This is a genomic window from Arthrobacter sp. Y3224198, from assembly GCF_059090025.1.
In genome coordinates, this window is record NZ_JBNHFG010000001.1 from 147,460 (window position 1) to 170,923 (window position 23,464).

28 protein-coding genes are annotated in these 23,464 nt (G+C 68.4%); 6 read left to right on the forward strand and 22 right to left on the reverse strand.

Features of this window, described 5'->3' with window-relative positions:
* Positions 1-373: 373 nt before the first annotated feature.
* Entirely contained in the window at positions 374-673 is a 300-nt protein-coding gene (locus tag AC5RUF_RS00660; protein ID WP_494129369.1) for a hypothetical protein, read from the forward strand.
* A 56-nt stretch (positions 674-729) separates the two neighbouring features.
* Here AC5RUF_RS00660 and AC5RUF_RS00665 read toward each other — a convergent pair whose 3' ends face one another.
* Positions 730-2,358, reverse strand: coding sequence for a peptide chain release factor 3 (locus AC5RUF_RS00665; RefSeq protein ID WP_494129370.1), 1,629 nt, complete (start codon positions 2,356-2,358; stop codon positions 730-732).
* 351 nt (positions 2,359-2,709) lie between these two features.
* On the opposite strand from AC5RUF_RS00665, the gene AC5RUF_RS00670 reads away from it, so the two are divergent.
* Positions 2,710-3,876: an acetyl-CoA C-acetyltransferase gene (locus AC5RUF_RS00670; protein WP_494129371.1), complete on the forward strand. Its 1,167-nt coding sequence runs from the start codon at positions 2,710-2,712 to the stop codon at positions 3,874-3,876.
* Between the two features lie 26 nt (positions 3,877-3,902).
* Here the strand turns inward: AC5RUF_RS00670 and AC5RUF_RS00675 are convergent, their stop codons facing one another.
* From AC5RUF_RS00675 to AC5RUF_RS00740, 14 genes are all read right to left on the reverse strand, one after another.
* Positions 3,903-4,346: a ribosomal maturation YjgA family protein gene (locus tag AC5RUF_RS00675; RefSeq protein ID WP_494129372.1), complete on the reverse strand. Its 444-nt coding sequence runs from the start codon at positions 4,344-4,346 to the stop codon at positions 3,903-3,905.
* A 343-nt stretch (positions 4,347-4,689) separates the two neighbouring features.
* Complete coding sequence (locus AC5RUF_RS00680; RefSeq protein WP_494129373.1) at positions 4,690-5,289, reverse strand: V-type ATP synthase subunit D; 600 nt, start codon at positions 5,287-5,289, stop codon at positions 4,690-4,692.
* A 214-nt stretch (positions 5,290-5,503) separates the two neighbouring features.
* Complete coding sequence (locus AC5RUF_RS00685; protein WP_493998643.1) at positions 5,504-6,910, reverse strand: V-type ATP synthase subunit B; 1,407 nt, start codon at positions 6,908-6,910, stop codon at positions 5,504-5,506.
* Complete coding sequence (locus AC5RUF_RS00690) at positions 6,903-8,831, reverse strand: V-type ATP synthase subunit A (protein ID WP_494129374.1); 1,929 nt, start codon at positions 8,829-8,831, stop codon at positions 6,903-6,905. The genes AC5RUF_RS00685 and AC5RUF_RS00690 overlap by 8 nt, the downstream gene beginning before the upstream one ends.
* Positions 8,816-9,343, reverse strand: coding sequence for a hypothetical protein (locus AC5RUF_RS00695; protein WP_494129375.1), 528 nt, complete (start codon positions 9,341-9,343; stop codon positions 8,816-8,818). The genes AC5RUF_RS00690 and AC5RUF_RS00695 overlap by 16 nt, the downstream gene beginning before the upstream one ends.
* A complete protein-coding gene (locus AC5RUF_RS00700; protein WP_494129376.1) occupies positions 9,340-9,573 on the reverse strand; it encodes a hypothetical protein in 234 nt (77 codons plus the stop codon). Before AC5RUF_RS00700 ends, AC5RUF_RS00695 begins: the two co-directional genes overlap by 4 nt.
* Positions 9,570-10,025 carry an ATP synthase subunit C gene (locus tag AC5RUF_RS00705; RefSeq protein ID WP_494129377.1) on the reverse strand — a complete coding sequence of 152 codons (456 nt, stop codon included), beginning with the start codon at positions 10,023-10,025 and terminating at the stop codon, positions 9,570-9,572. The genes AC5RUF_RS00700 and AC5RUF_RS00705 overlap by 4 nt, the downstream gene beginning before the upstream one ends.
* On the reverse strand, positions 10,022-11,302 hold the full coding sequence (locus tag AC5RUF_RS00710; RefSeq protein WP_494129378.1) for a V-type ATPase 116kDa subunit family protein: 1,281 nt from the start codon (positions 11,300-11,302) through the stop codon (positions 10,022-10,024). Before AC5RUF_RS00710 ends, AC5RUF_RS00705 begins: the two co-directional genes overlap by 4 nt.
* A 19-nt stretch (positions 11,303-11,321) precedes the next feature.
* Entirely contained in the window at positions 11,322-12,230 is a 909-nt protein-coding gene (locus AC5RUF_RS00715; RefSeq protein WP_494129379.1) for a hypothetical protein, read from the reverse strand.
* Between the two features lie 14 nt (positions 12,231-12,244).
* On the reverse strand, positions 12,245-12,688 hold the full coding sequence (locus AC5RUF_RS00720) for a hypothetical protein (RefSeq protein ID WP_494129380.1): 444 nt from the start codon (positions 12,686-12,688) through the stop codon (positions 12,245-12,247).
* Between the two features lie 42 nt (positions 12,689-12,730).
* A complete protein-coding gene (locus AC5RUF_RS00725; RefSeq protein WP_493999124.1) occupies positions 12,731-13,051 on the reverse strand; it encodes a ferritin family protein in 321 nt (106 codons plus the stop codon).
* A 119-nt stretch (positions 13,052-13,170) separates the two neighbouring features.
* Positions 13,171-13,719, reverse strand: coding sequence for a flavin reductase family protein (locus AC5RUF_RS00730; protein WP_494129381.1), 549 nt, complete (start codon positions 13,717-13,719; stop codon positions 13,171-13,173).
* A gap of 6 nt (positions 13,720-13,725) precedes the next feature.
* On the reverse strand, positions 13,726-14,154 hold the full coding sequence (gene msrB, locus AC5RUF_RS00735; protein WP_493998646.1) for a peptide-methionine (R)-S-oxide reductase MsrB: 429 nt from the start codon (positions 14,152-14,154) through the stop codon (positions 13,726-13,728).
* A 14-nt stretch (positions 14,155-14,168) separates the two neighbouring features.
* Positions 14,169-14,660 carry an adenine nucleotide alpha hydrolase family protein gene (locus AC5RUF_RS00740; RefSeq protein ID WP_493998647.1) on the reverse strand — a complete coding sequence of 164 codons (492 nt, stop codon included), beginning with the start codon at positions 14,658-14,660 and terminating at the stop codon, positions 14,169-14,171.
* A 95-nt stretch (positions 14,661-14,755) separates the two neighbouring features.
* Between AC5RUF_RS00740 and AC5RUF_RS00745 the strand changes: the two genes are divergently transcribed.
* On the forward strand, positions 14,756-16,015 hold the full coding sequence (locus AC5RUF_RS00745; RefSeq protein ID WP_494129382.1) for an alpha/beta hydrolase family protein: 1,260 nt from the start codon (positions 14,756-14,758) through the stop codon (positions 16,013-16,015).
* An 85-nt stretch (positions 16,016-16,100) separates the two neighbouring features.
* On the opposite strand, the gene AC5RUF_RS00750 is transcribed toward AC5RUF_RS00745, so the two are convergent.
* Together AC5RUF_RS00750 and AC5RUF_RS00755 are read right to left on the reverse strand one after the other, a co-directional pair.
* Positions 16,101-16,751 (reverse strand): hypothetical protein, encoded by a 651-nt coding sequence (locus tag AC5RUF_RS00750; protein WP_493996360.1) that lies wholly within the window; start codon positions 16,749-16,751, stop codon positions 16,101-16,103.
* Between the two features lie 5 nt (positions 16,752-16,756).
* Positions 16,757-17,305, reverse strand: a complete 549-nt coding sequence (locus tag AC5RUF_RS00755) for an ArsR/SmtB family transcription factor (protein WP_493996361.1) — start codon at positions 17,303-17,305, stop codon at positions 16,757-16,759.
* Between the two features lie 59 nt (positions 17,306-17,364).
* Here AC5RUF_RS00755 and AC5RUF_RS00760 point away from each other — a divergent pair, with 59 nt between their 5' ends.
* The gene (locus AC5RUF_RS00760; RefSeq protein ID WP_494129383.1) at positions 17,365-18,723 is read left to right on the forward strand and encodes an MFS transporter; all 1,359 of its coding nucleotides are present in this window, start codon (positions 17,365-17,367) and stop codon (positions 18,721-18,723) included.
* Between the two features lie 10 nt (positions 18,724-18,733).
* Here AC5RUF_RS00760 and ybaK read toward each other — a convergent pair whose 3' ends face one another.
* The 4 genes from ybaK to AC5RUF_RS00780 all read right to left on the reverse strand — a co-directional run bounded on the left by ybaK (position 18,734) and on the right by AC5RUF_RS00780 (position 21,205).
* Positions 18,734-19,243 carry a Cys-tRNA(Pro) deacylase gene (gene ybaK / locus AC5RUF_RS00765; RefSeq protein WP_494129384.1) on the reverse strand — a complete coding sequence of 170 codons (510 nt, stop codon included), beginning with the start codon at positions 19,241-19,243 and terminating at the stop codon, positions 18,734-18,736.
* A gap of 32 nt (positions 19,244-19,275) precedes the next feature.
* A complete protein-coding gene (locus AC5RUF_RS00770; protein WP_493996364.1) occupies positions 19,276-19,740 on the reverse strand; it encodes a SufE family protein in 465 nt (154 codons plus the stop codon).
* A gap of 25 nt (positions 19,741-19,765) precedes the next feature.
* On the reverse strand, positions 19,766-20,668 hold the full coding sequence (locus AC5RUF_RS00775; protein ID WP_493996365.1) for a sulfurtransferase: 903 nt from the start codon (positions 20,666-20,668) through the stop codon (positions 19,766-19,768).
* Positions 20,669-20,749: 81 nt separating this feature from the next.
* Complete coding sequence (locus AC5RUF_RS00780; RefSeq protein WP_493996366.1) at positions 20,750-21,205, reverse strand: hypothetical protein; 456 nt, start codon at positions 21,203-21,205, stop codon at positions 20,750-20,752.
* A gap of 179 nt (positions 21,206-21,384) precedes the next feature.
* Between AC5RUF_RS00780 and AC5RUF_RS00785 the strand changes: the two genes are divergently transcribed.
* Both AC5RUF_RS00785 and zapE read left to right on the forward strand, forming a co-directional pair.
* Positions 21,385-21,669, forward strand: coding sequence for a PLD nuclease N-terminal domain-containing protein (locus AC5RUF_RS00785; RefSeq protein WP_494129385.1), 285 nt, complete (start codon positions 21,385-21,387; stop codon positions 21,667-21,669).
* A 360-nt stretch (positions 21,670-22,029) separates the two neighbouring features.
* Positions 22,030-23,067, forward strand: a complete 1,038-nt coding sequence (gene zapE / locus AC5RUF_RS00790) for a cell division protein ZapE (protein WP_493996368.1) — start codon at positions 22,030-22,032, stop codon at positions 23,065-23,067.
* 91 nt (positions 23,068-23,158) lie between these two features.
* Here the strand turns inward: zapE and AC5RUF_RS00795 are convergent, their stop codons facing one another.
* On the reverse strand, positions 23,159-23,416 hold the full coding sequence (locus AC5RUF_RS00795; protein ID WP_493996369.1) for an antitoxin: 258 nt from the start codon (positions 23,414-23,416) through the stop codon (positions 23,159-23,161).
* Between the last annotated feature and the right edge of the window lie 48 nt (positions 23,417-23,464).

Here is a 23,464-nt window from a genome sequence, read left to right on the forward strand (position 1 = left end):
CCGTTTGAGACCGGGGTGGCTGGCGGAATTGTTGCCGCCAGCATACTCATGAAGTCCTAACGCTTACCTGATATTGTGCTAATCATTAGAACTTCTTATGCTCGCCGGATTGCGATCGGGGTCACACTCCACGTCCTGCTTGCCATTGGTCCCGTAGATGTCGTCCGGGTACCTGCGCCATCGTCTGAGCAGATGGCGGGGTACTGGAGTCCGGAAACGCCCGGGATGTGCTCAGCAGATGGGGAGCGGGCCGGGAAAAGCCCGGGATGTGCTCAGTAGGCCCGGGATGTGCTCAGCAGATGGGGAGCGGGCCGGGAAAAGCCCGGGATGTGCTCTTATTCCGGTAGCCACCACCGGAGGCTAGTCTGTGCGCATGTCGCATCGATGGCCGGCGGTCGGAACCGCACTCATCAGGGCAAGCGTGCTCCTGACAGCAACGCTGCTGCTGGCGGGCTGCCGGGGTACCGGCATCCCGGCCGATCCTGCTCCGGCGGATCCGGATAACCACGGGCTGGCCGTGACCCATACGCCGGAACCCGGGGAGCCGGGCGAAGAGTACTGGACGCCCGAACGCATGGAGGGTGCCATTGGGGAAATGCCCACGGAGGATCCGTGGCCTTGGTTGCCCCCTGCCCCGGAGGGCGGCGTATCCGCAACGCCTGCCGGTCAGTGACCAGCCGCCGTCCGGCTTCGAGGCGAAACCGCCGCCGGATGAACCCCGGGGCCGTCCTAGTAGGCGCGGCTGTTGGGGGACTCGGTGCCGATGACTGTCAGGGACACCTCGGGGTGGTTCTTTTCCACCCGGCGTAGCGCCCAGACATCGTTGAACACGGCCACATACGCGCCGTCGGTGCGTACCAGGACCTCGGCGCCGTGCACGTTGGACAGGATTTCCGCGGCGTCGGCCGTGGTGAGCCGTGCCAGCGAGTAGGACAGCTGCTCGTAACGCATGGGGGCGTTGAAGTCCTGCGTCATGCGGTCCTCGACCACCTCGAACTGCATCGGACCGACGGCGGCCAGCACCGGGGCCTGGTCGCCGCGCCGGTCAGAGCGCAGCACCTGGATGATGCCTTCGTGCTCCAGCTGGTCGATGCCGCGCCGGAACTGCTTGTAGCGGCTCGGATCCTGGGAGCGGGCCACCCGGAAGTGCTCGGGGGAGAAGAACGGAATGGGCGGGTACTCCACGGGTTCCTCCACGTACAGGCTGTCGCCCACCCGCAGCGCCGAGGCGTTCACCAGCCCGACGACGTCGCCCGGGTACGCCTGGTCGATCACTTCGCGTTCGCGGCCGAACAGGTGCTGGGCGTACTTGGTGGCGAAGGTCTTGCCGGTGTTGGAGTGGGTGACCACCATGCCGCGCTCGAAGATGCCGGAGCAGACGCGGATGAAAGCCACGTGGTCGCGGTGGGCGCGGTTCATGCCGGCCTGGACCTTGAAGACGAACCCGGAGAAGGGCGCCTCGACGGGGCGGAGGCCGCCGTCCTTGTCCTCGCGGGCGGAGGCTGACGGAGCCAGGTCCACCAGGGCGTCCAGGATCTGCTTCACGCCGAAGTTCAGGGCGGCGGAGGAGAAGAGGATGGGCGTGGCCTTGGCAGCCAAGAAGGCATCGCGGTCGAATTCCCGGCCGTCAATGACCAGCTCGGCCTCGTCCAGGGAGTCGGTCCACACGTCGCCTTCGCGTTCCAGCGCCTGCTCCGGGGTGAAATGCTCTTCCTTGGCCAGGGAGGCACCGGAGTTCTGCCGTTCAAAGTGGACGTATTCGTCCTTCTGCAGGTCCCACACGCCGCGGAAGTCGCCGGCGATGCCCACGGCCCAGGTCAGCGGCATGGGGGCCAGTCCGGTGCGTTCGGTGATCTCGTCCATCAGGGCCAGCGGGTCCAGGCCGGGGCGGTCCCACTTGTTGATCACGGTGATGATGGGCAGGTTGCGGGCACGGCAGACTTCGAAGAGCTTCATGGTCTGCGTTTCCAGGCCCTTGGCGGCGTCCACCAGCATGACGGCGCAGTCCACGGCGGCCAGCACGCGGTAGGTGTCTTCGGAGAAGTCGGCGTGGCCGGGGGTGTCCAGCAGGTTGATCACGGTGTCGCGGTAGGCGAACTGCAGGGCCGTGGAGCTGATGGAGATGCCGCGGTCCTTTTCCATCTGCATCCAGTCGGAGACCGTTTCGCGGCGGTTTTCCTTGCCGTTGGTGGCGCCGGCCGTGCCGATCACCCGGGCATGCAGGGCCAGCGCCTCGGTGAGCGTGGACTTGCCGGCGTCAGGGTGGGAGATGACGGCAAAGGTACGCCGCCGTGCGGACTCCCGAACGATCTCCTTGGTGGCGGTGGCGCTGACGGTGGTGGAAACCTGTTGTGACACTCCGCTGCTTTCAGACTCTGGTGGTAAGGACTGCTTGGGGGACTGCGTGGTGCCCGGCAGCCGGCTGCTCAGAACACAGCTTTTTCATTCTACCCGTTGGCGTCCTGCCGTCCGGACGGAGGGTGCGGCTGGTGGTGTTCGGGCACCTGGACGGAGGGTGCCGGCGTCGGCGTTCGGGTGCCCGGGCGGCGGGTGCCGGGGCTGCGGCGGCGCGCGCCGGGCACATACCGGTGGTCTGGTTACCCACGCGGCAGAATCACCTATTGTGGTGCACGGCACAGGTGTTACCGGATGCCACACCCGGGGGATCCCGGGAACCCACCCGCCTTACAACGACGAAAGGCCCTCGAAATGGCTGAAGCGTTCATCATCGACGCCGTCCGCACGCCCGTTGGCAAGCGGAAGGGGGGATTGAACACAATCCACCCCGCCGACCTCGCCGCCCACGTTATTGCCGAAACGGTCCGGCGGGCCGGGATCGACTCCGAGGAATACGACGAGGTGATCCTGGGTGCCATCGACCAGGTCGGTCCGCAGTCCATGGACATCGCCCGCACCGCCTGGCTGGCCGCGGGACTTTCCGAACGGGTGCCCGGAACTACCGTCGAACGCCAGTGCGGGTCCGGCCAGCAGGCCGTCTCCTATGCAGCGCAGGCCGTCATGAGCGGCACCAGCGACCTGGTGATTGCCGGCGGTGTGCAGAGCATGTCCTCCGTGCCCATCGGTTACGCCAACACCGCGGCCAAGGAACTGGGTTTCCCCAATCCGTTCGCAGGCTCGGTCGGCTGGGAGAAGCGCTACGGTAACCAGCAGATCTCCCAGTTCATCGGCGCGGAAATGATGGTGAAGCAGTGGGGCCTGACCCGGGAGGAGATGGAGGACTTCGCCGTCGAGTCCCATGTCCGGGCCATTGCCGCGCAGGCGCAGGGCCGCTTCGACCGCGAAATCCTGCCGATGAACGGCGTCACCGCCGATGAAGGGCCCCGCGACCCGGACCGCGCCAAGATCGCCACCCTGGCCCCGCTGGCCGAGGGCGGGCACCTGACCGCGGCAACGTCGTCGCAGATTTCCGACGCCGCCGCGGTGTTGCTGGTGGCATCGGAGGCGGCCGTCCGCCGCTACGGTCTTAAACCGCGGGCACGCATCCACTCCATCTCCGCCCGCGGCGACGACCCGGTGATGATGCTCAGCGCCCCCATCGAGGCCACCCGGCACGCGCTGAAGCGCACCGGAATGAGTGTGGAGGACATCGATCTGTTCGAGATCAACGAGGCCTTTGCTTCGGTGGTGCTGGCCTGGCAGCGGGAAATCGGCGTCGACATGGCAAAGGTGAACGTCAACGGCGGCGGTATCGCGCTGGGACATCCGATCGGTGCCACCGGTGCCCGGATCATGACCACCCTGCTGCATGAACTCGAACGCACCGGCGGCCGCTTCGGCCTGCAGACCATGTGCGAGGGCGGCGGGCAGGCCAACGTCACCATCATCGAGCGCCTGGACGAGGACTTCCGGCTGTAACCGAGGGCCGGGGGTGTCCCGCCGGGCTATGTCCGGCGGGACAGCCCGCGCCCGGTCCGTCCGATCAGCCCGTCCGCGAGGCCTGCCGCCGCCGAGCCTGCCAGATACGCCGGCAGGTCCCACGCGTTGAAGGTCGTGCCCAGCACCAGGCGCAGCGGCAGCCATAACTCCCCGAGCCGGGCAGGGTACTCAGTGAGCTGGAACAGCTCGATCAGAACGCAGAGCACGACGGCGGCAGCTGCCACCCGCAGGTTTCGTGCCCCGGGCAGGGCAAAGGCCAGCAGGAGGTAGATCAGGACGGCGTAGAGGAAGCCGCCGGACGCATCACCCAGGATCCCCGGCAGCCCGGACCGGGTGAGCAGGCCCAGCAGCAGGACGACGACGGCGGCGCCGGCCAGTGCGCCTCGTCGTCGGGTTGTTCGGAGAGGTGCATCAGTGCGGCCGGGCCGGGCGTTCCGGTGCGTGGGCATGAGCCGGGAGCTTTCCGGGCCGGCGTGTGAAGTATCAATGCGGTCACTGTAGCCCAGCCGCAGACGGACGGCGGAAGGTTTTGCCCCGCGGGGAACCGGCAGGCTTGGTCAAGCGGGGAACCGGCAGGCAAAACCCAGTGTCAGCCCGCCAGACGCTGCCGGGGAACGGGCGGGCTAATCGAGAAGGCACGATTTACCGGTTTTCGGGCGGAAATCGGTAAATCGTGCCTTTTCGACCGGGCCGGCGGTAATTTGTGCCTTTTCGATCGGGCCGGCGGTAATTTGTGCCTTCTCGATCCGGCCCGGGCAGCGGCACCCTGACATCGGACAAGTCCCCGGACCCTCACATCAGCCCGGCAGCCCAGCGCAGCCGCAGGCTTTCCTCCAGTTCCTGTTCGGCAATCCGCCGTTCAATGGCGGTCAGTTGTTCCTCCAGCTGCGGCACCCACCGGTTCTCGACGGCGCGTTGCCGGGTGCGCGTGGCGGCGAGTTCCTCGGAGACCAGGAGCAGGGCCCGCTCGCTGGCGGCAGCGGACACGGCAGCTTCAAGCGCTGCCCGGTGCGCCGCCGCGGCGAATGCCAGCGCAGAGCTTCCTCCCGCCGGTGGTTCCGCAGGCACCCGACAGGCGGCCTCCTCGGGGTAGGCGATGCCCATTGCCCCGCCCCACCGCACGCTGGCGAGCGCAGTGTCCGACGGCGCCGCCCCGGCCAGGCGGTCGGCTCCGTCCAGGGCGTCCGCACGCCGCAGCCACAGGGCGGCCGTGCGGGCAAGTTCTTCCCACGCCTGCCGTGCGGCGGCGGCCTTTTCGTCCAGGCCTTCAATGGAGCGTTGCAGGATGCGCTGCTTGCGGTCCAGCAGTTCCGCCCCGCGCCGCGCGGTGGCAAGACGCCGCTGGACCTCCGCCCGCTCGGCACGGCTGCCGCCGGAACGGAAGCCGCTCACTGTGCCGCTCCCGGGGTAATGCCAGCCGGCAGGACTGTGCCTGCCCGATACCGAACAAGGGACGTCCGCCTTTCCTGTGGCGGCGAGATTTCCCGGACCCGGCCGCGCGAGCGCTGGTCCGTAGATGGTCGGCCGCGCGAGCCCTGCCCGGCAACCGACGCCGGCAAGCTGCTCCCTCCTGCACCCGGACCAGCGACCGACGCCGGCAAGCCGCTCACAACCGCGTCCCGCTCCCCGGGGCGGGCAGATAACGGTCCAGGAACTCCGCCGAGAGCATGGTCAGTTCCCGGCGCGGCAGCAGGGCCAGCGCCTGCCAGGCCAGATCCAGCGTCTGCTCCAGGGTGCGCAGCTCATCGCGTCCCTGGTTGAGCAGCTCGCGCTCCACCACGGTCCGGAACTCGATGTAGGCCTTGTCGGTCTCACTCAGCGCAGCCGCACCCACCAGCTCGGCCAGCTCCGCAGCAGAGCGCGCACGGGCCATCGCGGAGAGGATCTGCGCGGCGACGTCGAGGTGGTCCTCCCGGGTACGGCCCTTCCCGGCACCGCTGCGCATCAGACGGGACAGCGAGGAAAGCACATCCACCGGGGGATAGATGCCGCGAGCGTCAATGTCGCCGTCGAGCACTACCTGCCCTTCGGTGATGTAGCCGGTGAGGTCGGGCACCGGGTGGGTGATGTCCCCGGCGGGCATGGTCAGTACCGGGACAATGGTTACCGAGCCCTCCCGGCCGCGCACCCGCCCGCAGCGTTCGTAGAGCGTCGCCAGATCGCTGTAGAGATAGCCGGGGTAGCCGCGCCGGGCCGGGATTTCGCGGCGGGCGGCGGAGACTTCGCGGACCGCCTCCGCATAGCTCGTCATGTCCGACATCACCACCAGTACGTCCGAGCCGGAATCGTACGCGAGCGACTCGGCGATGGTCAGCGCGATGCGCGGGGTGAGGATTCGTTCGATCACCGGATCGTCGGCGGCATTAAGCAGCAGCACCAGTTCTCCGGCGGCGGAACGTTCCTCGAGTCGGTCCCGGATGTAGGCAATGTCCGCGTGCGTCATGCCCATGGCGGCGAACACCACCCGGAAAGCCCGGCCGGAAGACGCGGTCGCCTGCGCTGCTATCTGCGTGGCGAGGGTCAGGTGCGGCAGGCCGGGCAGGGAGAAGATGGGCAGCTTCTGTCCGCGGACCAAGGTGGTGAGCGCATCCACCACGGAGACGCCGGTGATCACCGGATCCTGCGGCGGTTCCCGGAACACCGGGTTCAGCGGCCAGCCGCCTACCGGGGAGGAGTGCTCGGACGTGACCGGCGGACCGCCGTCGAGCGGTTCCCCGCGGCCGTTGCAGACCCGCCCCAACCAGTCGGTGCCGACCGGAACGGCCAGCGGCCGGCCCTGGAAGCGGACCTCCACCCCGCCCAGGGACATGCCTTCGGTGCCTTCCAGGACCTGCAGGGTGGTCTCGTCGCCGTCCACCTCGAGTACCAGTGCATGCCGGTCCGTCCCGCCGTCCACCGAGACATTGGCGAACTCGTCCCAGCCCACGCCGTCGGTATCGCCCAGAACCAGCAGCGGGCCGCGAAGTTCCCGCACGTCGCGGTGGCCAATGCGGGCCTGGTTGGCGTCAGCCATGGGCTTCTCCTGCCACACGTTGGATGTCCGGTGCCGGAACGGGGGATTCCAGGTCCAGGGCCAGCTGCCGGACAAAATCCCGGCCCAGCCGCTGCACCCCCTCGGCGTCCGTGGGGCCGGTGTCCTCACGCAGCCGCAGGATCTGGGTGAAGTCATAGCGGTCGACGTCGGCGGGCGGCACCCCGCGGGCCACCAGGGTCTGGCAGGTGTCCACCACATCGAGTACCGCCTGCAGCAGGGCTCCGCCCTTGCCCGCGGAGCTGTAGCCGTCATTGGGACTCAAGGCGTTCTGCAGCAGCACCCCGTCACGCAGCAGGCGCCCGCCCAGCAGCACCATCTGTTCATGTCCGGGCAGGGACGCGGCGCCGATGATCTCCGCGAGGGCGGTCAGCCGGTCCGCTTCGGCCAGCAGCAGGGAGGCCTGCGCCCGGCGCTGCGCCCACTGCGGATCCCCGTTGGCGGCGTACCAGCGGCCCAGGGACTCGGCGTCGCGGGAGAAGGAGCCGCGCCAGCTCACCGCGGGGTAGTGCCGGGAATAGGCCAGGTCCCGGTCCAGCAGCCACAGGGACCGGACAAACCGCTGGGTGCCCGTGGTGACCGGCTCGCTCATGTCCCCGCCGGGAGGGGAGACCGCACCGATCACGGTGACCGACGCCGTCGCCCCGCCCAGGGTGCGGACCCGGGCGGCACGTTCGTAGAAGGCGGCCAGCGCGCTCGCCAGGGAGGCGGGGTAGCCTTCCTCGGCGGGCAGGTCCCCGTTGCGGTTGGCGAACTCGCGCAGGGCCTCTGCCCAGCGGGACGTGGAGTCGGCAATCACCACGGCGTCGTAACCCATGTCGCGGAAGAACTCCGCCACCGTGACGCCGGTGGCGATGGAGGCTTCGCGGGCCATCATGGGCATGTTGGAGGTATTGGCGATGATCACGGTCCGGTCGATGAGTTTGCCGCCGGTACGGGGATCGTCCAGTCCGGAGAGCCCGTCCAGGACGTCGGCCATCTCGTTGCCGCGCTCGCCGCAGCCCACATAGACGATGACGTCGGCGTCGGACCACTTGGCGATCTGCTGCAGGGTGAGGGTCTTGCCGGTGCCGAAGCCGCCGGGCACCGCAGCTGCCGCGCCGCGGGGCACGGGAAAGAGCAGGTCCAGCACCCGTTGCCCGGTCTGCAACGGCACCACGTCGGTGATGCGCTCGCCGAAGGGCCGCGGGCTGTGCACCGGCCACCGCTGGGCCAGCGGTATCTCCACGTTGCCGATCCGCGCCACCGGATCCAGCGGCCGGACCTTGCCTTCGGCCAGCCACGTGACTTCCCCGGAGACTGCAGGCGGGGCAAGCACCCGGAACTCCACGGTCCCGGCCTCCGGCACGGTGCCAAGCACCTGCCCGCCGGTCACGGAGTCGCCCACGGTTACCGACGGCGTGAACTCCCATTGGGTGTCCAGCACCGCCGGGTCCTCGGCGGAGCTTTGCCGCTGCTGGGTCAGCCACAGCGGTGCGGAGGAGAGCGGGCGCAGCAGCCCGTCGAACACCGTGCCCAGCAGGCCCGGTCCGAGGAGTCCGGCGAGCTGGTGTCCGGTCCGCACGGCTGGATCGCCGGCCTTCAGCCCGCCGGTGTACTCGTAGGCCTGCAAGGTGGCCTCGTCCCCGTTGATGGACACCGCCTGCGCGGCAATGCCTTCGGGGCCGATGTTCACCACCTCCAGCATCGAAAGTCCGGGCAGTCCGCTGATCTCCACGAGCGGACCGCTCACCCGGGTGATCCGGCCGGTGCCGCCATTCGTTCCGCCGTTGGCCTGACCCGCTCCGGCCCGACCCGCTCCGGCCACGGGTGCCCCTGCCGTCGCTCCCGGCGAGTCCGTCCCGGTCCGGTCCACCGGCGTCGTTGCCCCCGTTTCGGGCGTCGCCCTTACCCGTCGTCCCATAACCGCCGCACCTCCCCGGCATGCTCCTCCAGGGCCTGTTCGGCCAATGCGGGCAGGGACAGGTCCAGCCGCTTCGACCCGGCGGTTCCGGTCACGCCGCCCCTCGGGCTTTCAGTAACTGAGGCCATGGGTCCCAGCAGGCGGTCCGCCCGGGCGGTGAGCCGCCGCAGGATCTGCGGATACCGGGGATCCCGACGTACCTCCCGGACCTGTTCCAGCACCTGTTCGCGCAGGAGCGAGCGCAGACGCTCCTGCTCGGCCAGCACGGTCCGGCGCGCCTCACGCCGGGCACGTGCGGAGGAAGCCACGGCTTCGGCCCGGGCTGCTTCGGCACCCTCGTGCTGCGCGGTGGCAATGATGCTATCTGCCTCGGCCTGTGCCCGGGCCATGATCTCCCGGGCCTGGCTGCGGGCCGCGGCATCCGCCCGGGCAGCAGCCGTGTCCGCGTCCCGTGTCAGCGCCCGGCGCACCGGTTCCAGCGCTGCGTCCGCACCCTGCGGCAACCGGCTCATGAGGGCAGCACCACGGTCAGCGGGGACAACGGGTTGGCTCGTTCGACGGCGAGGTCCGCCGCGGCGTCGGGGGTCAGCAGTACCACGCACACGGACTCGGGCAGGCCGGCCCAGGCCGCCCGGACATCGGCAGCCCCGGCGGCAGGGTAGAGGACCGCGCCGGCGAGCCGGTAGCCCTGCAGCAGGACCGGGCTGCCCAGGGCGGCCACGGTGCCCTCCCGGCTGCTCATGCCTGGCCGATCAGGATGATCGAGATGATGAGCCCGTAGATGGCAATCCCTTCTGCCAGGCCCACCACCACCATGGCCCGGCCGAAGATTTCCGGCCGCTCGCTCATGGCCGCCAGGGCAGCCGAGCCGGTGTAGGCCACGGCAATGGCCGCGCCGATGGAGGAGCCGGCCACGGCGATGGCCGCACCAAGCAGGGCTGCGCCGCTGCTGTCGCTGCCGTCGGTCGCCGCGGCTACGGCGGTGGCGGCCGACCCGCCGCTGCCGGCGGTTGCCGGTGCGGCGTTCAGGGCGGCCACCAGCAGGGCCAGGGCGCCGCCCATCAGGACGGCATTCAGCCCGAGCAGGGCCCGGACACCGGCCCGGCGGCGCCGGCGCATCAGCGTCACGGCGCCAAGGGTCAGCAGGACGGTGAGGATCAAAACCAGCGGAAGGCCGGCAAACCAGGGATTCACGGCAGGTGCCTTTCAGCAGGAAGGGGGGAACCGGCGTCGACGGAACCCAGGTTGGGAGTCCAGGGCCGGAAGGGGCGGCCCTCCTCGGCAAAAACGCGGGAGAACAGCTCGTAATACTCCAGCCGCAGCGCCTGGATACCGGCCACCAGGCCTTCCAACGCAAAGGTAAGGATGTTGCCCAGCACAAACATGAGGATGGCCGGGATGATCCGCCAGCCCGGTTCCCAGATGGCGGTGGTGGCTTGCCAGACCACCATCATCAGGGCGGCGTGGGTGAGGCCGAAGGCGGCCAGCCGGGTGAAGGAGACCAGGTTGGACGCCAGCTGCACCACCGTGTCCACCAGTTCCACGCTGGCTTGCAGGCCTCCCGTGGCCCCGCCGCCGGACTCGGCGAACAGGCCGATGAAGATGAACACCAGCGCAATCAGCGCTGCCACTCCGGCGAACACCAGGATGACGCCGCTGCCGGCCAGCAGTCCCCACGCCACCAGGCCGATCGCGGCGAACAGCAGCGCCCCGGCCAGTCCGGAGCGGGCATAGAGCGCATACCCCCAGCCGCCCTCGCGTACCCGGTTGATGGTGCCGAGGGCGTAGGACCCGGCCAGCAGTACCGCGCCCAGGACCAGGGCAGCCACGATCAGCGGGATCGGTTCTTCCAGCGGTTCCAGCCACAGGACGGGCAGCACATGGGTCGGACCGAAGAATTCGCCGTACAGGATGCCGAAGAACACCGCCATCACCCCGGCGCCGGTGATGAACAGCCAGGTCCGGCGGTAGCGCTCCAGCCAGGGCACCTTCAGGAACCGGATCAGCAGCCCGGCAACCACCAGCAGCAAACCCTGGCCGGCGTCGCCGAACATCATCCCGAACATCACCACGTAGGCCACCCCGGCCAGGCGGGCCGGGTCCAGGTCCGCGTAGGGGACGGTGGTGTAGGTGTCCACCAGCAGGCGCTGCAGCGGCGGCACCCGGCGTTTGCTTTCGGTGCCGGTGAGCTGGGTGGGCGGCTGCACTCCGCGCGGGCGGCGCAGCGGTACGGCGGCGGCGCCGTGCGGTTCCAGTACCTTGCGCAGCTCCGGGAGCCTGCGGGACGGCGACCAGCCGGCCAGGGCGGCCACCGGACCGTGGACGACGGCGGCGTCCGCGGCGCGGTCCAGTTCCTCCGGGCCGTCGCCGGGATCGTAGGGCAGGTCCAGTTCGACGGCGGCGCTGGCCGCCACCTCGGTGAGCATCGGCCGCAGGGCGTCCAGCGGGCAGACCAGGGCAATGCGCTCCATCCGGACCGGACTGAGGGTCTCACGCCACGGCATCAAGGACCTCGCTTCCCCCGGTCCCGGCGGCGGCTGCGGCCAGGGCCGCCCGGACCCGCCAGGCGTCGGCGGCCAGCACCGCCATGGCACCGAGCACCACGTCCGGTCCCGGCAGGCCGGCCCGCAGCAGGCCGAACCCGTCCAATTCCACCCGGGCGGCAAGCTGGGCTTCGGCCCGCCACAGATCCTGCGGGTCCTGGATACCGGCCAGGGCCTGCCCGGCGGCGGGGCTGAGCGCCAGCGAAAGCTCGGGCAGGGTCGCTGCCTCAGGCCAGCCGGTACCCAGCAACGGCCGCAGCAGGGACGGCAGCCGCCCCGAGGGACGGACCCGGTCCACCAGCACCAGCCGCGCCGCCAGCAGCACTGCGCCCGCCACCGCCCAGGGGCGGGCGGCCGGCGCGGCGGAGGCCAGCCGCCGCAGCCAGACTGCGGTCAGCAGATCCGGCAGGGCGGCGTCGGCTCCGGGATCGCCCCAGGGCGAGCCCGTCAGCATGGCATACAGGGTTTCAGGGGATTCCGCCGTACGCAGCCGCGGCCAGGCCGTGGCCAGGCCGCCCAGGTCGAAAGCGGGTTCCGGTGCCGGACTGCCGGCCCGCAGGGCGGCGGCCAGGGCAGTTATGTTGTCTGCTTCAAACCGCGCGGCCGCGGCGCGCACCAGCTGGGTTCCGCCGGCCGGAAGCCAGCCGGCCAGGACGCGCAGCTGCCACAGGACGGTGGCGCGGGTGGCCTGCTGCGCCGGTCCCAGGGCACGGGCGACGGACATGTCCCGGTGGTAGACACTGGTGTCGAGTGCTGCCACGGCTGCGGGCAGGTTGGGCAGGGCCGCAAGTTCCCGGCAGGCCCCCGCTCCCACCCGGCGCTGTGCCATGGACCGTGCCCGAACGGAGGCTGCCACCCAGTCCGCCCGCATCAGCTGCTGTCCGTTCCGCGGCCCAGGAGGTCGGACACCAGGTCCGCCACAATGCCTCCCGCCAGTTCCGGGATACGTGATTCACCGCGCCGGCGCAGTTCCGCCGCTTCATCCCGGGACCGGGAGAGCAGGTCCTCGTCCGTGCGGGCTGCCTCCGCCGAGACCCGCGCGGCGGCGTCAGCGCGGACCCGGGCGCTGTCCATGCGCGCCTGCTCCACGAGGGCGGCTGCCTGCCGGCGGGCGGCGGCCACGGTGGAGTCCGCACGGGCCTCCGCGTCGGCGGCTTGGCGCTGCGTGCCGTCGATCGTTGGGTCGAGGACTTCGAAAACGGGGATGAGCTCGGCGGCGGGCCCCTCGTCGTCGGCCGCGGGAACCCCGGCCGGGCCGGCGGGGCCGGGCGCGCCGACGGGACGGAAACGGTCCAGCAGGCTGTTGCGTGCCATGCGGCACCTCCCTGAGCGGAGGAAATGACGGACTCGTGCGGCCTAGTCTCCGGTGGCTTCCGCCTCCGATTCCTCTCCGTGGCGGACTATGTCGCCGTCGGTAAAGAGGATGCCCCGGGCTATTTCCCGCCACAGGGGAGTGCGGCGCAGCAGGAATTCAAGCTCCATGCTGAAGTGCTTGAATTCCTCACCGAGCGAGTCGTGCATGATGGCCCGGGACTCGGCGTCGGGCTCCACCGCCATCCGCTGGACGTACCAGCCGATGGCCTCGGCCTCCTCGGCCAGGCTCGCGCACATGCGCGCAAAGGTGCGGGTTTCTGCGGGCAGTTCGGACGGTGGCTCATGGTACTGATCTGTGCCCATTTGCATCTCCTGAGGACCGGCGGCACAGCGCTGTTCGGTGCTGCGCAGGTGCTGCGGAACGTTTCCCCCGTTCATCGAGGTTACGTTTGGCCCGGGACAGGCACAATGGTCCGGGCGGCTTAGCGGCCCAACCGGGCGTAGGCGCCGGCGAAGTGCACGAGCGGGTCCGATTCGTCGTCGGTCGACGCGCGGCGTCCCATGGCCACCACTTCGCCCACGACCAGCTGGTGTGTGGCCGCCGTCGTGACGGCCGTGGTGCGGACCTCAAACCAGGCGATCGAGCCCTCAATGACGGCGGCACCCGTTTCCGGTGTGCGCCCGTAGTCCACCTGGTTGAGCAGCCCCTCCAGGGGCGACCCGGGGCTGGCCAGCCAGTTCGCGGTGCCGCGCAGCCGGGCCGGCAGCAGGCTCAGGGCCCAGCTGCCGGCCTCCACCACGGCCTCTGCGATGCGGGCCTCTGCGTACAGGCTGACCAGCAGGGTGGGCGGATCGTAGGAGACGGAGAGGAATCCGCTGACGGTGGCGGCGTAATCGCGTCCGCGCAGCCGGGTGGAGACCACGCCGACGCCGGAGGCAATGTCCGCGCTCAGCTCCCGGTAGCGGTCAATGACCTCCTCCGGAACATCCGGCCCGGACACCGCGTCGGCGGGGAAGACTCCGTGCTCCATCAGCGGTTATTCGCCCGCCGGTACGAGCTTCACCGAAATGGAGTTGATGCAGAACCGCTGGTCCGTGGGCGTGTCAAAGCCTTCACCCTCGAACAGGTGGCCCATGTGGGAGTCGCAGTTGGCGCACCGGACCTCTATGCGGTCCATACCCATGCTGCGGTCGTGCAGGTAACGCACCTTGCCCTCGGCCAGCGGGGCGAAGAAGGACGGCCAGCCGCAGTGTGAATCGAACTTCTCGTTACTGGTGAACAGCTCGCTGCCGCAGGCGCGGCACTCGTAGACGCCGGCCGTCTTGGTGTCCCAGTATTCACCGGTGTAGGGCCGCTCGGTACCGGCCTTGCGCAGCACGGCGAACTCCTGGGGGGAGAGCTCCTCGCGCCACTGTTCTTCGGACTTTTGCACCGGAATGGTTCCGGCGTTCTCTTCGGTAGTCATATCCGCGTCAACGCTTAAGACTCACCAATAAATCCCGAGCCGCTGTACAGGTGCAGCACCGGTACGCCCAGCCGGTCCTGCGCCTCGTTGGCCCAGTCGGTGCGGAAGGTGTCCTCGATGGCATGCGGGGTGGTGATCACCACCACCTGGTCCGCGGAGGTGCGCCGGGCGGTTTCGACGACGGCGGCCACTGGGTCTTCGCCGGTCACGGTGCCGGTGGCTTCCAGACCGGCCGACTGGAGCAGTTCCAAGGATTCAGCGAGTTCGGTCACGGCCGCCTTCACCTCTTCTGCCTTGGACGGACGGTCTCCGGTGAGGCTCTTAAACGCTGCGGAGAATTCCAGCAGGCTCAGGTTGTCCAGCACATCCACCAGCAGGTTGCGGCCCGGATCGGCCGGCACCAGCAGTTCGATGCGGGCGGCGGCGTCGCCCATCAGGGCGCGCAGGTTCTCGACGTCGCCGGGAACCAGGGATTCTTCGGTCAGCACCACAATCGTAGAAGTCATGCGACCAGCCTAGTATGCCCGCCGTCACGGCAGGATCGGCGCCGCGCGGGGCCCCCGATACCCGGGTGCACGCCCGCGTCGGTAAGAATGGTCTTATGGCTATCTCCGTTCCTACCGAAGTCCTTACCGGTTCCGCGTCCGCGCGCACTGCCCCCTGGGTCCGCTGGACCGCGTTCGGGGCGGGGATCGGTGCGGCGGCCTCCACGGCCGTGGTGGCGGCGGCGTCGGGCCTTGGCATCTACTTCGCCCGCCAAGTGGTGACCCCGGCACGCACCCGGGACGCGAACCTGGAAATCCTTGCCGTGACCCGCAGCGAGCACGGGCTCCAGATCATCCTCCCGGCGAACCTGGACACCACGGTGGACGGCACGTACAGCCTGTACTTCGACGACGGCGAGGGCCATGCCCGCATCGGTGCCATCCGCTCGTACGTGCCGCGTGAAGGTACTGTGCAGCGCGACGTCGAAGAGGTCTACAGCGGTGACCTCACCAAGGCACGGCGCGGCTGGTGGAGCGGGTCGATTTATCCCTCGCCCGCCGCCGTCGGGCTGCCCGAGGAGGAAGTCGAAATCCCGGTGGAGAACGGCACAGCACCGGCCTGGCTGGTGCGGACCCCCGGCGCACAGACCTGGGCGATTATGGTCCACGGGCGCGGCGCCCGGCGCACCGAGTGCCTGCGCGCGCTGCGCACCGCCCGCGAGGCCGGACTGAGCAGCCTCGTGATTTCCTACCGCAACGACGGCGAGGCCCCCTATGCCTCGGACGGCCGCTACGGCCTGGGCCTGACCGAGTGGCAGGACGTGGAAGCCGCCATCCGCTACGCTCTGGAGCACGGGGCGCAGGACGTGGTGCTGTTCGGCTGGTCCATGGGCGGAGCCATCAGCCTGCAGGCGGCGGACCGGTCGCCGCTGCGCCGGTTCATCCGCGCCATGGTGCTGGACGGACCGGTGATCAACTGGGTGGATGTGCTGGCCCACCACGCGCGCGTCAACCGGATCCCCGCGCAGGCCGGCCGGCTGGGCCAGTGGCTCATCTCCAACGCCGCGGGCCGCGCCCTCACCGGCCTTGCCGCGCCCCTGGACCTCAAGAGCATGGACTGGGTCACCCGGGCCGAGGAAATCCGGATTCCCACCCTGATCCTGCACAGCCGGGATGACGATTTTGTGCCGTACGGTCCGTCCGCCGAGCTGGCGGAGAAGAACCCGGAGGTCATCACCTTCGAGCCCTTTACGCAGGCGCGGCACACCAAGGAATACAACGTGGACCCCGAACGGTGGGAGCGTGTTGCGCTGGGCTGGCTTAATGATGCATTGGGCCGTACCCGGCATCCGTCGGAGCACCGTACGGGGGAGTAGCGCGGGGGAGCAGCACCGGGGCCTAGCGTGGGGAGGGTACTAGGTTCGCCGGTCAGCCCGGCGGCGCCCGGTACCGCACCGGCGCCTAGTCGTAATCCAGGTAGTAGGGCTTCCGGGTGAACTCGTACCGTATCCGGTTGCGTGTGCCCGGAGCCTGGATTGCGGTGATCTCATCGTAAGGGGAGGGGGTCAGCGCACGGCTCATCCGATCCTGCACCGTGATAACGGCCAGGCCGGCTGCGAGGATTGAGCGGTTGCGGCTGCTGGTATCGGCGTAATACTGGTCGGCGCAAACGGCAATATCACGGAGGCCAACCGTGCTCTCTGCTGCTTCCTCCTCGGAAACCTCGTGGATCACCGGGATCATCAGCGGCACGGTTGCCAGGTCCGGACGCTCACGGCAGGTAGTCGGTGCCGTGGGGAGCAGGACCGTGTCGCGCAGGTTCCCGGTAACCTTGCTGTCCCGGACCAGTCCGCTGACGTAATGGGCGATGCCCATGGGAATGCCTATCGTGTGGGGGAAAGACCGGACGAACCACTCAGCCGTGAAGGGTTTCCCCTGCCGCAGGTAGAACTGATGGGTGCTCCAGTCGATCCTCTCAACATGGACCATCTCGGCGAGAATCACCTTGACGTGCAGGGATTCCTCCAGTTCCCTTTCCTCAAAGCGGTCATATATTGCCATGTGCAGGTATTCGAGCGCGGTCAGGTTGCGGGGGAACATCTCGCCTCTCACAGTGGCTACGCCTCTCCGGTGGAGGGCCGGTCTTCCGGATGCACGGCCAGGAAGATCGAGTACCTTGTGCTGTCCGCTGTCCCTGCCGGCTCCTCCGCCTTGATCTCCTCCAGGATTCCCATGACCCGTTCCAAGAACCGGTCGTGTCCCTCCTTGGTCAGCCGGACCGCCAGCCGGGAAATCAAGACCTCGTCCGAAGCCGGCACCTGCCCCATTTCGTCGACAAAGGCGCCGATCACGGCCTGGCGGACATCCAGGTCATGCCCGTCCTGTTCCAACCGCCACGACTTTTCAGTGGCCAGATAGGGAACCTCGTACGCTCCGCTGGGTCCGGACCTGGCCTCCTGCGCCTCGAGGAAACCGGTGGAGACTAGCTTGCGGACGTGGTAAAGCACCGTGGCGGGATTGGCGCCGAGCCGCGTGGCGATTTCCTTGTTGGTGAGCTGCTCCTTGAAACAGAGGCGGAGGATCCGCAGCCGAATTGCGGAAGCGAGGGCTTTGGCCTCTTCCTCAGTGGGCGTCCGCCGCGGGGCCGGGCGGCTCTCTTGCGTCATAAGGGCAGAATAGCAGAGGCCTATTGACAAAACTCAATCGATTGTTCACAGTCAATCGCATGACGACGGATGAGGGCAGGGCGACCGATAAGGGCAGCACGGCGGAGGGTCTGGCTACCGCTGAAGACATGACAGCGACCGGGGGTTCCGCAGCCCAAGCCAAGGACCGGCAGCCTCACTTGCTGCGGGACCACGACTTCCGCAACCTGTACTACTCCACCAGCTTGAGCCAGCTTGGCCAGCAGGTTTCCTTGCTCGCCCTGCCGCTGGTAGCCGTGGTGTCGCTGCAGGCGGGCGAATTCGAAGCCGGGCTACTGGCTGCCATGAGTACAGCGGCCTTTCTGCTGGTGGGGCTGCCCGCCGGCGTCTGGGTGGACCGGATGCGCTTTCGGCAGGTGCTCGTCTCCTCGGACGCGGTCCGGGCTGCCGCGCTCCTGACGGTGCCGCTTGCCTGGTGGCTGGGGGTGTTGTCCATCTGGCAGCTGTACGCCGTGGCCTTCGTCATTGGTGTGTTCACGGTATTTTTCGATGTGGCTTATCAGAGCTGCCTTCCGCACCTGATCGGCCGCGACCGGCTGGTGGATGGCAATGCCCGCCTGGAGACCGTGCGTTCCGTTGCCCAGCTTGGCGGTCCCGCCGCGGCAGGGCAGTTGATTGCCTGGCTGACTGCTCCCTTCGCGCTGCTGCTGGATGCGGTGGCCATGGGACTTTCAGCGCTGTTTGTCTTCCGGATCAGGAAGCCGCAGGCCCGGCCGGAGAAAAAGCCGGGGTCGAAGCTGGCCACCGAAATGGCCGAGGGCCTCCGCTTTGTCCTCTCCAACCGCCTGCTGCGCTCCATTGCCGCGTCCACGGCCCTGTTCAACCTGGCGTTTTCCGCCTACATGGCGATGCTGGTCTTTTTCCTGCCGCGTGAGGCGGGACTGGGTCCGGAACAGATCGGATTGGTGTTCTCGGTGCTCGGCGTCGGCGGTCTTTTGGGTGCCCTGGCCACCAGGCGGGTGACGGCCTGGCTGGGTGAAGGGCCCGCCATCTGGGTGTCGGTGGCGATAACGGCTCCGTTTGCCCTGCTGTGGCCCGCGGCCTCCGAAGGGTGGACCCTCTGGGCAGGGGCAGCAGGATTGGGAGCCGTCAGTTTCGGCATTGTCATCTACAACATCACCCAGGTCAGCTTCCGGCAGCGGCTGACGCCGGACCGACTGCTGGGGCGGATGAACGCCACTATGCGGTTCCTGGTCTGGGGCACCCAGCCCGTGGGCGCCGTCCTCGGCGGTGTGCTGGGACAGGTCTACGGTGCCCGAACCGCGCTCTGGATTGCGGCAGCCGTGGCGTGCCTGGCCTTCCTGCCCGTTCTGCTGTCTCCGCTGCGCCGGATGCAACACCTGCCGGACGGGGAAATAGCGACGCCGGACGCTTCATAGCGGCAGGGAGCTATGCCGGCGCCGCAGCGATCGGTGCGGTCACCGCATGGGTCAGCCGGATCAGGTCAAAAGGGGACAGGCCTATCTGCAGCCCCCGCCGGCCGCCGGAGACATACACGGTATCCAGCAGCTCCACCCGGGAGTCGATGCCGGCGGGGGAGGAATGCTTTTGCCCGAGCGGCGAAATCCCGCCCACCACGTAGCCGGTGCGTTTCTCCGCCTCGTGCCGGTCCGCCATCACTGCCTTGCGGGCACCCATTAGTGCGGCAAACTTCTTCAGGTCAAGGTTCAGTGCCACCGGCACCATGGCCACGGCCAGATGCCCGCCCAGGTCCACCATCAGGGTCTTGTAAACGGTCTCCGGAGGCAGTTCCAGTTTTTCCGCGGCTTCCAGCCCGTAGGAGGGTGCGCCGGCGTCGTGCTCGTAATGCCGCACCGTGTAGGGAACCTTGTGCTGGTCCAGCAGGCGCGTGGCCGGCGTCGCGCCCTTGCCCGCATGTTTGTCCCGGTTCCCTGCCATGGCTGTTCCTTCCGTGTGCTCCCTGCGCGTGCCTACGCCTGGCGCAGCTTCTCATGTTCCGCCAGGCGGCGCTTGATACGTCCCAGCATGGCGGACATACCGCGCATCCGCAGCGGGGTGATGGCGCGGGTCAGGCCCAGCCGGTCAGGAACATCGGCGGGCACGGCCAGGATCTGTGCGGCCGGCAGTCCGTTGAGGCCTTCGTAGAGCACGCCGGCGAAGCCACGCGTGGTGGGGGCCTCCCTTGGGGCCTTGAAGAACAGCGTGACCAGGTGCTCGGGGGAGTCGTCCACGTCCAGGCTGAGGAACACCGGCGACTGGCACTCCACCACCTGTTCCATCAATTCGGGCCGGTCCGCGATTTCCGGGGGCAGGTCCGGCAGGCCCTGGGAGAATTCCAGCAGCAGTTCCAGGCGTTCGGCTTCTTCCATGGCCTGGAAGTCGTCGACAATCTCGGCCAGTGAGTCCGGGACAGCGGTTTCGGGTGTGGCAGTCATGCGTAAATCTTTCTGGTGAGGGAAATCAGCTGGGGGCGTTGCCGGGCTCTTCGCCGCGGGCAATCGGTACGCGGACCGCGTTGCCCCACTCGGTCCAGGAGCCGTCGTAGTTGCGCACGGAGTCGAAGCCGAGCAGGTGCTTCAGGACAAACCAGGTGTGGCTGGACCGTTCGCCGATGCGGCAGTAGGCCACGACGTCGTCGCCCTCCTGCAGTCCGGCACCGTCCTTGTAGAGGGCCTCGAGTTCCTCCCGGGTCCGGAACGTTCCGTCCTCGGCGGCGGCCTTGCCCCACGGCACGGACTTGGCGGTGGGAATGTGCCCGCCCTTCATGGCGCCTTCGTCCATGTAGTCCGGCATGTGGGTGCGTTCGCCGGTGTACTCGGCGGGGGAGCGCACGTCGATGAGCGGGCCCTTGCCCAGGTGGCCGACGACGTCGGGCAGGAAGGCGCGGATCTCTTCGTCGCGCCGTTCCACCACCGGGTAGTCCGTGGGCTCCACGGAGACCTTGTCCGTGGTCATCGGGCGGCCTTCGGCAATCCACTTGTCCCGGCCGCCGTCGAGCAGGCGGACATCCTTGTGGCCGAACAGGGTGAACACCCACAGGGCGTAGGCGGCCCACCAGTTGCTCTTGTCGCCGTAGATCACCACGGTGGAGTCGCGGGTGATGCCCTTGCGGGACATCAGCTGTGCGAAGGCCTCGCCGTCCACGAAGTCGCGGGTATCGGCGTCGTTCAGATCCGTGTGCCAGTCGATCTTGCGGGCACCGGGAATGTGCCCGGTTTCGTACAGCAGGATGTCCTCGTCCGATTCCAGCACGACCAGGTTGTCCAGTTTGCCGAGGTTTTCTGCCAGCCAGTCCGTGGACACGAGCCGCTCCGGATGGGCGTAGGCGGCGAACTTGGGGTTGCTGTCAGCGGCGATCGACATACGTAAAACTTCTTTCCTCGGCTTGTGCATGGCTTCTACTAAGCCTAACGACGCCGGAGGGCGAAAACTTCCAATGCCTGCCTAACTCCCGCCCTTCTCCGGCCCGGGGGAGGCCGCGGGCGGCAGGTGAAGCGCCAGCACGACGACGGCGACACCGACGGCGGCGAACAGCGCCTCCAGCGGTTGGAACTCGATGAACGCGACTTCCCATGCCTCCATCCCGACCAGTGCGGTGCCTGCCGCAACTGCCAGCGGACGGGCTGCACGGTGCCGGCGCAGCTGCAGCAGGCCGGTCACCAGGTAGCCGCCGCCGCAACCGGCGGCAAGAAGCAGTCCGGGAAGCCGCCAGTCCTTGAAGGGCGTGTGCCGCAGCACGTGCGGATCCGCATGCAGGAAGGCACCGTCGGGCCGGACCGCCAGGAGGATGCCGCCACCTAGCGCCGCTGCGGCCGTGCCGAATTCCAGGCCGAGCAGGGTGCGTTCAGCGGGGGTTCGCTGGTGTTCCGTGTTTGGGTTCCCGGTGCGCCGAGGGGTCATGAGTCGAGTATTGGCTGCGCTTCGGCCGGCGTCCAGACGTGCCGGAGGGCGACGTTCCGCCTCTGCCTGGCCGGGCGGAGGTGTGCCCGCATAGGCGATCCCAGAGGAAAGCGGGGGGGCCAGCGTCTAGGGTGGAGGTGCGGTCCGAAATCCGCGGGCCCGAAAAAGGGGGGACGGTAATGCTGGCATCGGCATCGGAAGGCGCGAACCCGGTGATTCCCACGTCGTGGGAATTCATCGTCATCGGAATCGGGGTGCTTGCGCTTCTGCTCTTTGTCCTGGCTCTCATCGGCATCGCACGCGCTCCCCACCTCACCGGCGCCGCCCGGGCAGTGTGGGTGCTCGCGGTGCTTGCCTTCCCATTCGCCGGCCCGATTCTCTGGTTCCTCATCGGCCGTCGCGCCACTACGCCCGACGCCACCGGCAACAACCCGCCCAGCAGCGCCGGGCACGGCGGAAGGTAGCAACCAGCGGTCCGTCTACGCTTCCCGACGGCGTCGGGTTCCGTTGGCACTGTCGCCGCCCGGTGGCCTAAGGGATGGTTTCCGGCTCGCCCCCTCACCCGCCCGCGGATGGCTGGATCGCCTTGCAGCAGCCACCCAACAACCGGGCAGTCCGGCGGCGGCAGGGGACATTGGCATCATGCTTATGCGGCGAAGTGTCCACGGCGGACGCGTATGTGAAGGCAGTCGCGCTACACAGGGCAAATCCAAATCCCGCCAGCGTTGGCGTATCGTTTGCAGGGCGGCAAAACGCCGCCACGCAAGAGCATCAGAACCGGCTGAAACATGCCGGCCGGGCACGAAACGGACGGATAACGCGAAGTGGCACAACTGGAGCACCTGACAGAACGGACTCCCCAGGTATCCGTCAACGAACTGCTGCAGGGATTCTTCCCCTCGCCCCGGTTCGGCAGCGTGTCCTTTGATTCCTACCGTCCCGATCCGTCCCAGCCCTCACAGGCACAGGCCGTGGACGCCATGCGCGCGTTCGCCGCCGACGTCGACGCCCCCGCTCCGAGCGGGCTGCGGAAACTCTTCGGCGGCAAAAAGCCCGAGACCAAGGCCGGCTTCTACCTCGACGGCGGCTTCGGTGTCGGCAAGACCCACCTGCTCGCCTCACTGTGGCACGCCGTTGAGGGTCCCAAGGCCTTTGGCACCTTCGTGGAATACACCAACCTGGTAGGTGCCCTGTCCTTCCGCAAGACCGTAGACGCCCTGAGCACCTACAAGCTGGTGTGCATTGACGAGTTTGAGCTCGACGATCCGGGGGACACCGTGCTGATGTCCCGGCTGATGCGCGAACTGGCCGACGCCGGCGTCAAGCTTGCTGCCACCTCCAACACCCTGCCCGGTTCCCTGGGCGAGGGGCGCTTTGCCGCCGTCGACTTCCAGCGCGAAATCCAGGTCCTGGCCGACCAGTTCGACGTGGTCCGCATCGACGGCGAGGATTACCGCCACCGCGGCCTGCCCGAGTCCCCGGCACCGCTGGACGACGCCGAGCTCGAGCAGCGGATGGAAGCCGAATTCAGCGGCAAGACAGTGGCGGCCGACGACTTCTCCGAACTGATCTCCCACCTGTCCAATGTCCACCCGAGCCGGTACCGGCAGCTGATCGACGGCGTGGACGCCGTCGTCTGGCACAACGTAAAGACCATCACCGAACAGTCGGTGGCGCTGCGGTTTGTGGTGCTGGCAGACCGGCTCTATGACAAGGACGTCCCGATCCTGGCCAGCGGCGTGCCGTTCGACCAGCTGTTCACCAAGGAAATGATGGGTGGCGGTTACATGAAGAAGTACTTCCGTGCCGTCTCCCGCCTGACCGCCCTCGCCCGCGAAGGCCAGACCGGCGAGGAATCCTAGGACCGGACTTCAAACGGAGCAGGCCTTAAACGGCGGAAGCGCCGGCGCCGCCTCTCGGCGGGACCGGCGCTTCTTGCCGTGCTCCTAAGACCTAGTGGGTCGGAGGGGTTTGCCCGGGACCGTTGCCGGTTCCCGGTTCCTTGCCGCGGTTGGTCTTATCCACCGCTTCGGAAACCTTGTTCTGGAGGCCGTCAATCTTGCTGGAGTACTTGTGGCCCGTCTTCTGGTCCACAAAGTTTCCGGCCTGATCGATGCCGCCCTTGATCTTGTCGGCGTTCTCGCCCACAAATCCGGCGGCTTTGTCCTTCAGCTCTCCGGCCCTGCCCTTGAGCTCGTCAAATACAGACACGGATCACCTCCTTTCACAGGGGAAACCCGCTCGTTTCCCGTTCCCGTC